At 31.0% G+C, this 13210-nt stretch carries 19 protein-coding genes and 2 pseudogenes; 4 read left to right on the plus strand and 17 right to left on the minus strand.

Annotation, left to right across the window (positions count from 1 at the left end; translation table 11 throughout):
* Nucleotides 1–109 precede the first annotated feature (109 nt).
* The 4 genes and pseudogenes from CN925_RS09755 to CN925_RS09765 all read right to left on the minus strand — a co-directional run.
* Nucleotides 110–1456, minus strand: a pseudogene (locus tag CN925_RS09755) (PTS fructose transporter subunit IIC); the annotation flags it as partial.
* A gap of 77 nt (nt 1457–1533) precedes the next feature.
* Nucleotides 1534–1957 (minus strand): annotated as a pseudogene (locus CN925_RS21760) (PTS sugar transporter subunit IIA); the annotation flags it as partial.
* An 11-nt stretch (nt 1958–1968) separates the two neighbouring features.
* Nucleotides 1969–2880: a 1-phosphofructokinase gene (pfkB, locus tag CN925_RS09760; protein WP_098846061.1), complete on the minus strand. Its 912-nt coding sequence runs from the start codon at nt 2878–2880 to the stop codon at nt 1969–1971.
* A complete protein-coding gene (locus CN925_RS09765) occupies nt 2877–3632 on the minus strand; it encodes a DeoR/GlpR family DNA-binding transcription regulator (RefSeq protein WP_286138312.1) in 756 nt (251 codons plus the stop codon). Before CN925_RS09765 ends, pfkB begins: the two co-directional genes overlap by 4 nt.
* Before the next feature lie 288 nt (nt 3633–3920).
* On the opposite strand from CN925_RS09765, the gene CN925_RS09770 reads away from it, so the two are divergent.
* Entirely contained in the window at nt 3921–4412 is a 492-nt protein-coding gene (locus tag CN925_RS09770; protein ID WP_098846063.1) for a DinB family protein, read from the plus strand.
* A gap of 59 nt (nt 4413–4471) precedes the next feature.
* Here the strand turns inward: CN925_RS09770 and CN925_RS09775 are convergent, their stop codons facing one another.
* The 3 genes from CN925_RS09775 to CN925_RS09785 form a co-directional block, all read right to left on the minus strand.
* Complete coding sequence (locus CN925_RS09775) at nt 4472–5257, minus strand: DUF4931 domain-containing protein (protein ID WP_483295185.1); 786 nt, start codon at nt 5255–5257, stop codon at nt 4472–4474.
* Nucleotides 5258–5292: 35 nt separating this feature from the next.
* Nucleotides 5293–5493 (minus strand): hypothetical protein, encoded by a 201-nt coding sequence (locus CN925_RS09780; protein WP_142339212.1) that lies wholly within the window; start codon nt 5491–5493, stop codon nt 5293–5295.
* 78 nt (nt 5494–5571) lie between these two features.
* The gene (locus CN925_RS09785) at nt 5572–6282 is read right to left on the minus strand and encodes a phosphotransferase (RefSeq protein WP_098846066.1); all 711 of its coding nucleotides are present in this window, start codon (nt 6280–6282) and stop codon (nt 5572–5574) included.
* Between the two features lie 239 nt (nt 6283–6521).
* On the opposite strand from CN925_RS09785, the gene CN925_RS09790 reads away from it, so the two are divergent.
* Nucleotides 6522–6674 (plus strand): YpzG family protein, encoded by a 153-nt coding sequence (locus CN925_RS09790; RefSeq protein ID WP_098846067.1) that lies wholly within the window; start codon nt 6522–6524, stop codon nt 6672–6674.
* A 96-nt stretch (nt 6675–6770) separates the two neighbouring features.
* Here the strand turns inward: CN925_RS09790 and CN925_RS09795 are convergent, their stop codons facing one another.
* From CN925_RS09795 to CN925_RS09815, 5 genes are all read right to left on the minus strand, one after another.
* The gene (locus CN925_RS09795; protein WP_056466015.1) at nt 6771–6902 is read right to left on the minus strand and encodes a DUF4023 domain-containing protein; all 132 of its coding nucleotides are present in this window, start codon (nt 6900–6902) and stop codon (nt 6771–6773) included.
* 82 nt (nt 6903–6984) lie between these two features.
* Complete coding sequence (locus CN925_RS09800) at nt 6985–7308, minus strand: DUF2085 domain-containing protein (protein ID WP_098846068.1); 324 nt, start codon at nt 7306–7308, stop codon at nt 6985–6987.
* A gap of 14 nt (nt 7309–7322) precedes the next feature.
* Entirely contained in the window at nt 7323–7607 is a 285-nt protein-coding gene (locus tag CN925_RS09805) for a hypothetical protein (protein ID WP_098846069.1), read from the minus strand.
* A gap of 80 nt (nt 7608–7687) precedes the next feature.
* Nucleotides 7688–7984, minus strand: coding sequence for a hypothetical protein (locus CN925_RS09810; RefSeq protein WP_098846070.1), 297 nt, complete (start codon nt 7982–7984; stop codon nt 7688–7690).
* 171 nt (nt 7985–8155) lie between these two features.
* Nucleotides 8156–8911 carry a sporulation protein gene (locus CN925_RS09815; protein ID WP_098846071.1) on the minus strand — a complete coding sequence of 252 codons (756 nt, stop codon included), beginning with the start codon at nt 8909–8911 and terminating at the stop codon, nt 8156–8158.
* Nucleotides 8912–9095: 184 nt separating this feature from the next.
* Between CN925_RS09815 and CN925_RS09820 the strand changes: the two genes are divergently transcribed.
* A complete protein-coding gene (locus tag CN925_RS09820; protein ID WP_098846072.1) occupies nt 9096–9533 on the plus strand; it encodes a cupredoxin domain-containing protein in 438 nt (145 codons plus the stop codon).
* A gap of 91 nt (nt 9534–9624) precedes the next feature.
* On the opposite strand, the gene CN925_RS09825 is transcribed toward CN925_RS09820, so the two are convergent.
* Nucleotides 9625–10005: a FixH family protein gene (locus CN925_RS09825; RefSeq protein WP_180232923.1), complete on the minus strand. Its 381-nt coding sequence runs from the start codon at nt 10003–10005 to the stop codon at nt 9625–9627.
* A 189-nt stretch (nt 10006–10194) separates the two neighbouring features.
* On the opposite strand from CN925_RS09825, the gene CN925_RS09830 reads away from it, so the two are divergent.
* Complete coding sequence (locus CN925_RS09830) at nt 10195–10659, plus strand: hypothetical protein (protein WP_098846074.1); 465 nt, start codon at nt 10195–10197, stop codon at nt 10657–10659.
* 58 nt (nt 10660–10717) lie between these two features.
* On the opposite strand, the gene CN925_RS09835 is transcribed toward CN925_RS09830, so the two are convergent.
* The 4 genes from CN925_RS09835 to CN925_RS09850 all read right to left on the minus strand — a co-directional run bounded on the left by CN925_RS09835 (nt 10718) and on the right by CN925_RS09850 (nt 13195).
* On the minus strand, nt 10718–11341 hold the full coding sequence (locus CN925_RS09835) for a histidine phosphatase family protein (RefSeq protein WP_180232924.1): 624 nt from the start codon (nt 11339–11341) through the stop codon (nt 10718–10720).
* Nucleotides 11342–11381: 40 nt separating this feature from the next.
* Nucleotides 11382–11735, minus strand: a complete 354-nt coding sequence (locus tag CN925_RS09840) for an NIPSNAP family protein (RefSeq protein WP_098846076.1) — start codon at nt 11733–11735, stop codon at nt 11382–11384.
* A 26-nt stretch (nt 11736–11761) separates the two neighbouring features.
* Nucleotides 11762–12613, minus strand: a complete 852-nt coding sequence (locus CN925_RS09845) for an alpha/beta fold hydrolase (RefSeq protein ID WP_098846077.1) — start codon at nt 12611–12613, stop codon at nt 11762–11764.
* A gap of 117 nt (nt 12614–12730) precedes the next feature.
* On the minus strand, nt 12731–13195 hold the full coding sequence (locus CN925_RS09850) for a GNAT family N-acetyltransferase (RefSeq protein ID WP_098846078.1): 465 nt from the start codon (nt 13193–13195) through the stop codon (nt 12731–12733).
* Nucleotides 13196–13210: the final 15 nt, after the last annotated feature.

The raw sequence follows: 13210 nt of genomic DNA on the forward strand, positions 1-13210 counted from the left end.
TATTCACTTTGAAGTTCCAGTATTTGTAAAACGATTAACTTTTTGAATCGTAAAAGGCGACCCTATAAGTCAATTTATGACCTTAAGATCGCCTTTTTATTTTACTTCATTATTTTACTCTTTTTTTCCAAATTCCAAGCATAATCGCTGTAATGATTGAACCTATTAATATTGCTAATATATACAATACTGGTTTATTTACTAACGGAATAACAAATGCTCCCCCATGTGGTGCTGGTAATGTAATACCAAATGCCATTGCAAGACCACCTGCTATTGAAGAACCTACAACAGAACTAATAATTACTCTTACTGGGTCTGCAGCGGCAAAAGGAATTGCTCCTTCTGTTATAAAAGAAATTCCCATAACATAGTTTGTAATACCCGATTTTCGTTCCATTTCAGTAAACTTTGATTTAAAAAGTGTAGTAGCTAAAGCAATACCTAATGGAGGTACCATACCACCTGCCATTACAGCAGCATGTGGTGCAAAATTATTAGCTGCAATTGCAGCTATACCAAATGTGAATGCCGCTTTATTAATCGGTCCACCCATATCGACTGCCATCATTCCGCCAAGGATTAATCCTAATAATATAGCGTTTCCACCATTTAAACTACTTAACCAATGAGTTAAACCTGAATTTAAATAAGTTACAGGAGGATTTACAACTAATTCCATTAAAATACCAGTAATTAATAATCCAAATACAGGATATAAGAGAACCGGCTTAATACCTTCTAATGAATTAGGTAACTTTGAAAATACTTTCTTAAGCCCAAGTACAACATAACCAGCTAAGAAACCTGCAATTAATCCACCTAAGAATCCTGCTCCAGCACTTGAAGCTAAAAATCCACCAACTACCCCTGGTACAAATCCAGGACGATCAGCTATCGAACTTGCAATAAAACCGGCCAATATCGGAACTAAATAACTAAAAGCACCAGTTCCACCAATTTTCATTAGTAATTCAGCTACTGGACCTTTTGTATGAATTCCTCCAAAAGCAAATGCTAACGCAATTAGAATACCTCCACCAACTACAAAAGGTAACATATTACTTACACCATTCATTAAATGCTTGTAAATACCAGAACCTTGATTAGATGAAGAACTTCCACTACTAGTATGATTAGCATGGAATATTGGTGCATCTTGTTTAACAGCTCTTTCAAGTAACTCTTTAGACTTACGAATTCCATCTGCTACCGGTACTTGGATGACATGTTTTCCATCAAATCGATTTACATCTACTTGTTTATCCGCTGCTACGATAATAGCTGTTGCTCTATTAATCTCGTCTTTAGTTAATTCGTTTTTTATTCCAGTCGATCCATTTGTCTCAACTTTTATGTCAATATTCAATTCTCTTGCTTTTGCCTTTAATGCATCTGCGGCCATATAAGTATGTGCGATACCTGTTGGACATGCAGTTACTGCAAGGACTAGTGGACGAGAAGAATTTTCTATTACTGTATCTTCATTTTCATTAGTTAATGATTTTTCTTTTTGATCGATTAATTGAATAATTTCATTTGCGTCTTTTGAACTTAATAATGAGCTACGAAATTCTTCATCCATTAATAGTGAAGATAATCTAGATAATGTTTCCAAATGCGCATTATTTGCTCCTTCACTAGCTGCAATCATAAAAAATAAATGCGCTTTTTGACCATCAAGTGATTCATAATCAATTCCCTCTTTTGATCGACCAAATGCAATTGCAGGAGTCTTAACCGCTTGTGTCTTAGCATGTGGAATTGCAATACCTTCTCCAATTCCGGTTGTACTTTGACCTTCACGTGTTAAAATCGCTTCTTTAAACTGTTGTTTATCATTTAATTTCCCTGCATGATCCAGAACCTTTATTAATTCATCAATTACTGACAATTTTGATGTTGCATTCAAATCAATGAGAACTGTATCTATTTTTAATAATTCTGTGATTCTCATCATTCGTCCCCCTAGTCTTTTTCAATCTTTACTTGATTAAGTAATTCTTCAATTTTCTCTCTTTTTGTTAAATCTTCTGAAAATGCGGTAGCACTGCCTGATGCTACACCTACTTTAAATGCAGTTTCAATATTATTTGTTTTTACATAAGTACCAATAAAACCAGCCACAAGAGAATCACCTGCACCAACTGAATTAATGACTTCTCCCTTTGGAACATTTGAAATATAAATAGAAGACTCAGTAATAAGTACCGCTCCATCACCAGCAAACGATATTCCTACATTTTGAGCACCCATTTCAACTAATTTTTTACCGTACGGGATTGCTTGTTCAATTGAAGTAATTTTGACATCAAACAAGTCACCTAATTCATGATGATTTGGCTTGATAAAAAATGGACGATGTTTAACCACATCTAAAAGTACTTTTCCACTTGCATCGACTATAATCTGAATCCCATTTTCGTGTCCCCACAAAGCCAATTGCTCATATAAATCAGCTGGTAATGTATTAGGGATATTACCAGCTAATACGACATAATCACCTTTTTTAATTTGTTTTAGTTTATAAAAAAATTGATCTAGTTTTTCCTTTGAAATTGCAGGGCCTTGTCCGTTTATTTCCGTTTCTAATTGAGATTTTAATTTTATGTTAATCCTAGAATCGCCTTCTACTTGAACAAAGTCAGATGTAACTTTTTCATTCTCCAACACATTTTTAATAAAATCTCCTGTAAATCCTCCAACAAAACCAAGTGCAATGCTTTTTACATCTAATCGTTTCAAAACTCTAGAAACATTAATTCCTTTACCACCTGGAAATTTATTTTCCCTTTTCATTCGATTAATTTTTCCTAACCGAATATCGTCTACTTCAACGATGTAATCAATTGAAGGATTAAGTGTTACTGTATAAATCATGATTTCACTACCTTTATCAAAGATGTTTTTTCCCCATATTGTTTGGCTAGAACATCATCTATTTCGTCTGTTAAAATAATTGCTTCTTCAATTTCACCAATCTTTGCAAAACTTGTTTCGCCAAATTTACTATAATCAGCCATAATAAATACTTTCTCTGACATAGAAATTGCTGTTTTCTTTACAAACGCCTCTTCAGGATCTGGTGTGGTATAGCCATACTTGAGATGGATTCCATTTGTTCCGATAAAGCACTTATCAAACCGATAATTCTTTAAACTTTCAGAAGCCATGCTCCCAATCAATGCTTTTGTATGCCCTTTCATTTTTCCGCCAATAAGATATGCGGACACTTCATTATCGAAAAGCGCTTCAACGTGCATCAATCCATTCGTTACGACCGTTACATTCAAACCCTTTAATAAAGGAATCATTTCGAATGTAGTACTACCAGCATCTAAATAGATACAATCGCCATCATTAATTTGAGTTACTGCAAGCCCAGCGATTAATTTTTTACTTTGAACGTTTTTGGATGTTTTTTCAGTCATACTTAATTCAGTGGCTTTGCTATTAATTGAAGCTGCTCCACCGTGAACTCTTTTTAAGAGATTAAGAGACTCAAGCTCCACTAAATCACGACGTATTGTCGACTCAGAAGTATTTGTCGCCTCAACGATATCCCTTAATTTCACAATACCCATTTTTTTTATCATATCGATAATCAATTGTTGTCTTTCAGGAGTTAACATAAAATTCATCCTTTCACTAAACCAAGTATAAGACACAAAAAATGAAAAATCAATCATTTTCTTTCAAAAACATTCAATAACATTCTGAACCATTCAAAATCGTTCAAAATCATTCGAATTTGTAAATAATTACAAACCACATTAAACTAAAAATAAGAATTTAAACTTGTTTTTTATAGTATTTCTTATGATTACTCATAATATTTATCTAAATAAGTAATACTCAAATTTTAGATTCATAGAGTGATGTAAAAAATTAATAATGTAAATTGAAAAGGGGAATTTCTTTTGAAGGAAAATATCAAAATTCGTGAAGAACTAATGGAAGTTATTGATCATTTAACAGACGAGCAATTAAATAGAAAGATAAATAATGAAAAATGGTCCATTATGCAAGTACTTGAACATTTATACTTAATCGAATCTAAATTAGTAAAGCTGATGATACGAACATTCAATGAAGCACCTAGTGAAGTTATACAAGATAAGCCAATTCATCTAGCAATTGATCGAACGAAAAAAATAACCGCTCCACCCCATTTTGAACCAACGGATCAATTTATGACTAAAAAAGAAATAACTGAAAAATTAAACCAATCAAGAAAATCACTAATTGACTTTGTTGAACTTACGAAAGATCAAAAATTAGATGATAAAGGAATGCCACATCCGATTTTTGGACAAATCAATTTAAAGCAATGGATTCCTTTTATAGGTGTTCATGAAAAACGTCATATTGAGCAAATTAAAGAATTAAAAAACGAATTATTCATTAAATAAACACAGCTGTTATGGAAATCAAAAACGTGAAAAAGAGCTTACAACGCGTAAGCTCTTTTTCATATTGAAGCAATTCCCTCTAATTCCTTTTTGTAAAGACTAAGAATTTGATCTTTATGTACTTCTAGCTGATTTGACACTTGTGAAATTGAATAGCCAATAAATAATGGAGATACAACAAATCTAGGAATAATTTTACAAATTATTTTACCCTTCCATTTATAAAAAAATAAATTATAGCTTTGAAGTCCTTTATAAAAATGATTAAGTAAATAATGAGTAACCATTTGTAGGTAAACGGCCATTTGTGGAATAAATTTCCGATCATCAATTAGTATATTGAATTCTCTAAACCCCATAATTGGATGAGTAGAAATATTTAATTCATATCCAATATCCGACGAAATGTTTATCCCTTCGAAATACACATCTGTTACCTTTTTGTTGTAATCTATATTTTTTAATCCAACTATTTGCATATGTGGATGACTGAGTGTTCCCCCTGATAATGGGCCATGATTTTTATATAAAATGACAGATTTGAATTCTCCAGTCGATTCCATTTCATCCCATTTATCAATCGCAAAAGTTAATAATTCTCTCAAATGTGTTAAAGAATATTTCGAAGGATCTCCTTTGCAATCATCACTTTCTATAATAACAGTTTGCAAAGTATCTTCTAATGTTGGAAATTTATTTTTCAAATAAATGATCGAGCCGGATGTATCAATAATATCCGTTAAGTTTTCACGATCACAAAATGGGCATTTAACTTCTTTATTTTTAATACTATCAGGTTTTTTAACACCAATATCCATTTTAAATTGTAAGACCTCATTTTGAATATCCATCACGGTTTCCCCTTTGAGTATATATGTTTTTAAATTAATAACGACTTTAATTCATTACCTCTTTTTAAATAATTATCTAAATGAGGTTTTAATTTATTTTCATTTGAATTGATTAAATTTGAAGTTTTTTGATAGAATCCCCAATTTATGCATCCAGAAAGCCAAAGTAAGGAAGAAAGGCGATCAATATGCTCTGATCCAATTTGAAAAAAGTTACTATATTTATTCATAAATTTTTCAGCTAAATTCTTTGACATTGCGATTGATTTATTGTCGCTTGTTTTTGAATACCATTTAATTAACCATGCTTACCCCTCAATTCGATCAACATAAGTAATCGATTCAAAATCAATTATTCCTTTTATAGTTGAGGCATCATGATTCCAAATAATATTTAATGGATTCAAATCTGATTGAATAATAAAATCAAATTGATCTGTTTCTGCATTCTTTAAATGCAGTTTGGCCATTTCTAAATATTCATTTAGTAATGATTTATTTTCTTTCAAAATATCTTTTGAATTTAATTCGCCCTTAAGCCTATTCACAAATCCTTCATATGCAATTAAATGGGATGTTTTAGGAAAAGAATTACATGAATACCGAGTGGCAGTCTTATGAAAAACAGCTGCCATATTTCCAACTTCTTCGGTGATCACTTGATTAAATTTAGTCATATGTATACCATCTATCCATTTAAATAATATAAAACGATACGGTTGATTATCAATTAAAACGCTCAAAAAACGTTCATTCTTTCTAGATTTAACGATCTCCATAAAAGGAATTCTATTTTCAACTAGAAATTCTGTAAATTTTATTTGTTCTTCAATTATTTCATCTGAAAGTTCACCAAAGAATTCATTATTCGAGCGATGTAAACTAATAAATCTAGCTGAATACGCGTAATTGTTAATTAAAATTTTAAAATGCTTATCGTTATGCCAATTTTTTCTGTTTAAGTTCTTTACAATTTCAATTAATATAACGGAATTCTTCCATCCTTTATATCCTTTCAAATCAAATAATGTTTAATATTGAACTTAAAAGAGTCCATAAAAGGTAACTGATTCCTTCAGGATAATTTCATTTTAATTTTAGTGGCTAATGTTCTATTCATTAAAATACAAGTTAAAAAAACCTAAATCTAATTTAGTGCTTTAAAATTGTATCTTTTTCGTTTATTTTTCAAATACTAACAACGATATTCGACTTGAATATCAAAGATATCCTAAATTATCTTAGAGGTGAATCAAACATGACCATAAAAAATCATTTAGATCCTCAATCTCAAAAATTTTACCACAATTGGACTAGACCTAAACATGCTAAATCACAAGTCAATGGACAAACTATGGAGTCTCAGAATACAATCATTTTAAAAAGCAACGCTAAGGCACATAGATGGTAAAAAAGGATAATTAAGGAGCAGGAAGACATTTAGTTGTCTTCCTTTCTTTTAACAAAAAACTAGCCACAGGCAACCGCCATGGCTAGTCATACTCAATTATTTATTTGTTCCATGTTGTTTAGTAGGTAGTTTTTCATTTGGTGTTCCATTACCTTGGTGTTCTTTATTTTTTTGGTCTTTTCTTTGTTTTTCATGTAATTTTTCGACAAATTCATGCGTATCTTCCATTTTTTAAGCCTCCTTGTAAAGAATCTAAATGTTACTTTAACCAAACAAGGAGGAAAAAATTCATATTAGCATAATGTAGAAATTACATGAGAATTTTTGTCAAGTCTAATACAGACCTTATAATTAAAATAGTTTGTGCAATACCAAATAGTAATCCCGTTATGAAACGTAAAAAATTATTACTTTCTCTCCAATTCCATTTTTGTGTAAACCCGTCAATCAATAAAGGGAACATTAAAATTGGAATGTACCACCAATAAAGGAATGATGCGATCATAAATAAAAATGGAAGAAACAAATAACCAAATAGAATTGCCGTACATCTTGCACAAAGTGGAAAAGTATATGAACCTATGCGATATGATCTGTCTTGCCTTCTATGACAAGGAATCCAATTTAAAATCAAATTTAATCCTCCTATTAGCTTGGACAATCTGGACTACAATCGCAATCCGGTGCGCAATCTGGCATGTGATGATGACAATCAGGGAGGTCACAATCTGGAACATAACCAAAATCACCGCAATCACACCAATCGCACGCTTTTCTTTTTTTTCTTCTCCGCTCATAATAAATAATCATTATAATTCCAAAAACGATACTTGCACTAATTAATAATAGTCCTTTAAGTAGAAAACCCTTCACAATTAAAACGATACCAACAATAAGAAGAATGAAAAATCCACTGATTAAGAAAAAGACCAACTTTACCACTCTTTCATAAAAATAATGAAAGACTAACTCGATGTTAGTCTTGTAATTACCAATTAAATCTTACTATCCTTTTATTTAGAACGACCAGTTGCTGCACCAATCAAAATAAAAATGGCTGATAAAATATGCATGATCATGCCTAAAACAGGAATCCATGCAAGACAAGATGTGATGATTCCAAAAATATTCCCATTAGCAGAGACACCAGCTTTTTTCGCTAACACGAGTGTAATAATGTGAAGAATTAAAGCGATAAATAATGGCGTATAGCCAAAACCAATAACGATCGAACCACCTAAAACAGGAATACCGAGTAATGCTTCAAAACCACCCGAAATCCATTTCATATTTTTAACGTTTGATCTCATATATTCTCCTTTTCAACTTAAAAATGTAAATTTTTTCTAATAATCCTATTGTATTCTAAAAATTCTTAAACGAATAGTTTTTATTAGAAATTTGATTTAAATTCAGTCTCAAGAATGAGAATCTTCAAAAATTAAAAAGTAAGAGACAATAACGGTCTCTTACTTTATTAATTAGTTATATTGTTGTAAAAAAGCCCTAACTGAGTTTGCAATAGTTTGAGCATCTTTAAGTTGTTCATTTTTAAAGTTAAGAGATGTTTTCTTTTCATCCAATCCGAATGATTCTTGAAGTAAACCTGCTAAACCACGATGTGAACCTGATTTATCTACTTGAACCCTCATAAACAGACCATCTTTATTCGGTTCAATCATACATTCAATTTCATCAAATCGCCATTCCCTCTTGGAGTTTGGAACAAATTCCCACTCTTGATAGAAACGACCATTTTGAGCCTCCACCTCAACTTGACGTAAACGGAAGCCAAGTATCGTAAATGCTTCTACAAAGTTTGCTAGTTCTTCATGTGGATGAACTTTTAAGAAATCAGTATCTGTAGGGTCTATACTTAAATCGATATCTAAATCCGTCTCAATCCAAACTTGGCCATGTCCGATTGTAATCGGTGTGTAATATGGCAGTTGGAACGTAAAAGGAATGACTTTTTGTTCATTCGCTTCAATTTTCATTTTGCCAGAAACACGCTCTTCATGTAATTGGATTTTTACATTTACCTCATCGTCTCCACTTTTCTTTTGAGCATAAGACTTTAACTTAAGGCCAATATGATTAATTTCTTGCGCAACTGATCCACCCTTAATTTCAACTACACCTTCAACATTTTTTCCTGGATATAAATCTCTCGTATGGATAATTGTATTTACCGTAGCAGCTCCAATTCCTAGTCTAGCTAGTACTTTTTTAAACATTAGATCCCCTCCAAAGAAATTACTATATTTCCATTATATAGTAGATTTCTAGTGTTGAATAATCCAAATTTAAGTATTTAATTCCTTCTATTAGATTATGAATAAAAGAAATAATTATGTATTAGACAAGTTATTAAAAGGTTGAGCATATTTTATAATAAGAAGTTAATTTTGGAGGTGTTTTATGCACTTTATTTTTATTAAGAAAAAATGGTTATTAATTTGTTTTCTTCTTGTTGTTATTGGAGTAAGTGGTTGGTATTATTTAACACCAAAATCAGTTCAAACTGCAGTCCAGCAGCATGTAAAAACGTTCGACATCGATATGATCACAGCCGAGTTTAGTACAAAGCTAGATGATGGAACGGAAATTGAAGCTTATAGATGGGATCCAGGTACAATCGTTATTGATAAAAACAAAAAAGTAACTTTAAAAATTCATGGAATAAATGGAAAAGAACATCATTTTCATATCGAAGGAACGAATATTACCGGTGTGGTAGCCAAAGGTAAAACGACCGAGGTACCTTTATTTTTTAAAAAAGAAGGTACATACCGTTTAATTTGTGATAATCATTCTCATGACGTGGCACCTATGATTGGTTATATTGTTGTAGATTAATGATTTAAGATTAGACAACCAATTAACTTTCATAGAAAAGATAGTAAAAAATTATCTTTACTAAATTTTACTATCTTTTTCTAATTCATCTTTATCTAATTGATACTTTACGTTCATTTTTACCTTTTATTAAAGTTATTTGTTTACTCCAAGTACCTTCCATTGGCAGTTCTAAACTCACTTCATATATACCTTTATTTATTTTCTTCATACTTGCTTCAACATGATGATTCATACTTTTCATTTCCATTTTAAAATAAACCGAATCTACATCTACTTCATTTCCATCGGTATCTACTAAATTTACTAAATACACATGTGTTTGCTTTTTATTTGTTAATTTTTTTTCATTAATAGATAATTGAATATGATCTAAAAAAGGACTCGATTTAATTTCAGCCTTTTTTCCGCAACCAGAACATAGTACTAAACTACATAATAGGGTTATGAATATGTAAAACACTTTCTTCATTAACATCACTCCTATTTTAAGATAACCTCACTCTAAACTGACTTAAAAAAAGAAATGAAAATTTGATTACACAAATAAAAATAAAATTATTGTTATCACATTCATACAATTAAGCTTTTTCAACATATAATTGAACGTTATAACTCAAACAACTAAGGATTCTACATAGGGAGGGAGGAGTTTAACTGAATGTTCTTAGAATGGGCTAGCATTGTCTTAACTGTTCTACTCTCATCATATGTCATCATCATCACTAATAGAAAGAAAGAAAAACTTTCTTGTACAGTCGGAAAAATGATCAGTATGACGAATTCAATGATGACAAGTGTCACCGTGGGTACAATCTTTGGTATTTTTTTTCGGAATACTGATTTAACCATTCCGACAATTCTTTCCATGACAGCAGGCATATTAATCGGATACTTAACTGGTAAACCTTTATCACTAATGGCCGTATTAGAAGGGATAACTGCGGGAATTATGGGTGGAATGATGGGAGCAATGCTTGGTATTATGCTACAGGAGACTTATTTAAACATCTTAATCTATTTTATAGACGTCGTATTTGTATTAGTTACAATCCTATTAATTAAAGTGATTGATCAAGAAGTTAGCAAATTCAATAAAAATGAAAAATCCCTCCATTCAATTTGAACATAAAAATAGCCTACCTAGTTTAAATTAGGTAGGCTATTTTATTTTTGTAAGAACATTAAATACGATTCAAATGCGTTGTATCGCATAGTAACATAAAGTCCAACTCTTTCTCTTCTCCAAAATTAATTATCGTTAAACTTGTTCCGTGGACATAAGGTAGATCCCATAATTTTTCAATTGGTGATTGTTTTAAATGAGCTACAATCGCTGCCAATACAACTGCATGTGTAACAATTAATATATTACCTTCTTCATTCGAATTTAAAATAGTTTGGATGACATTTCCTACTCTTTCTGTTAAGGCGAGTAAACTCTCACCTTGATGTGGACGATGGTCGTATAAATGAGGTGTTTTCCAAAGAGATTCAAATTCATTTTCAAAACAATCATTTATTTCTTTTTTCGTTTTACCTTCCCACTCACCAAAATTAATTTCTTTTAAATCATCTTCTTCAATAATTGGAATCGATGAATTGTTTCTTAAAATATTTGCAGTTGTTACTGCACGTTTACTCGAACTAGTATATATTTTACTAAAACTCACTTTAGCTAATTTATTACTTAATAATTTAGCATCAATAATCCCGCTAGCAGTAAGTTCGGAATCTTTTGATCCTTGTAATCGATTTTCGATATTCCACACCGTTTCACCGTGTCTTGTTAAATAAATTGTTAACAACTTTGCTCCTCCAGCTTTCGTAAATAAAACTTCTCCGCTATTATTTTTGAAATAAATCCAAACAATGTTTAGGTATTTCATATATTCCAATTGGTGAAGTTGAAGTAAGAAATTCTTGATGACTTTCTTCAAATAATTCACCTAATTGAGCCCTTTTCTTTTTTGCATTCAGATGAAGCTCAGATTTCCTGATCATCTTTTCAATCTGCTCATTCTGTTCTATACTTTCATATTGCCAAATCGCTTCAATTTTATCATTCGATTCGTTAACCCACCTACCAATTAATTTAGCACCATGCTTGATTTGATTTGGGTATAAATAAAAATGAAAAAAATCATTAAATTGTTCTAATTGATCTGGATTTATTTTATAAGACTTTTTCCTATAGATCATTTTTACCTCTACTCCACACTGTGGATTTAGACAAGCGTTTTTTTAGTAAATTGTTTTACTTCCTTCAAAAACAGTTCCTTCTCTTCTAAAAATGGATAATGATTACTTTCATGTAAAATGACTAATTTTGAATTTTCAATTCCTTCAGCCATTTCTTCTGAATATTCGATTGGACATTGTACGTCATGTTTGCCACAAATAATTAGAGTTGGACAACTTATTAATGATAACTTTCTTGTTACATCGTAAATTTGCAATTCCCTATTGAAATAATTTAGTCGAATTGCTGACATTTTTTTAGAGATTGGTAAATTAAAATATTCGTGATATCGATTTGGCTTATGCAAAGATAACTTTGTCCGTTCAATTGATAGAGCTTCTCTTTCTTCATTAGATATTGTAGTATCTTTTAACTTTTCAATTAATTCTTGCATGATATTATATTGCGGATGAGCTTTGTTATAAATACAGTTTTTTGAAAACGTTGCATAATCTCTCGCTGCAGCTCCAACAATCAAATTATGATTTAAAGAATTTGAAAAATAGATTCCATAAATAATTCCAAGCATTCCACCGGTAGAATGACCGGCAAAACTCCAGGATGAATAACCTAATGTTTCCCTAATTTCTTCTAGATCAAATATTGTTTCTAGCATACTTAATTCATAAGGAGAATGTGCTTTTTCAGAATTACCAGTTTCTCTTAAATTTATTAAAAATACTTTAAATAATGTAGTAAATGAATTTGCAAAATAATCTCCCGAATCATTAAATTCAGAGTAATTATGAGTGATACATAAAGGCTCTCCTTCACCTTTACAAAATACTTCAAATGTCCCTCTTTTCGTATTAATTAGTCTCCGTTCCCATTTCTCCATAACGTAAAAACCCCTACTTTTTGACATACTCTACTATTTCTTGAAAACAGGTTCTAATTCCTATCTTCTAAAAAATTGTTCACATATTATCCATAAATATATATCCGTAAAATTTAGTTATCTTTGAACAATATAATACCAAACCTCTTCTTCTCCAAAGTAGTTACCAGTCGGAATAAAACCTAATTGCTTATATAAATTCATAGCTAATTTATTATCTTTATGAACTGTTAATCGAATCTCTTTACATTGCTGGAATTTATTCCCGATCCACTTAATCATTTCAACAAATGCTAATTTACCATATCCTTTACTTTGAAACTGTTTATCAATTAAAAACCCGTTGATCCAATAGCTATTTGTTGTATGTTCTTCAAAAGCATGCATAATAAATCCAACCATCGTCTGATCATCATAAATGGCAAATGGGATATATTCCACATTTTCACCATCTGGTTTTATATATACTTTTGCAAGTGATACTGCAACCGTGGGAACAAAATTCAATTGTTCACTATTTACTTCAAGTTTAATAGCTTCTTCCCAATTTTCTCTTGTTACGATTTTTAAATGAATCATCATCGTTCGCTCTCCCTT

Origin of the sequence: Bacillus sp. AFS055030, from assembly GCF_002574545.1 — a bacterium.
Taxonomy (GTDB): Bacteria; Bacillota; Bacilli; order Bacillales; family Bacillaceae_G; genus Gottfriedia.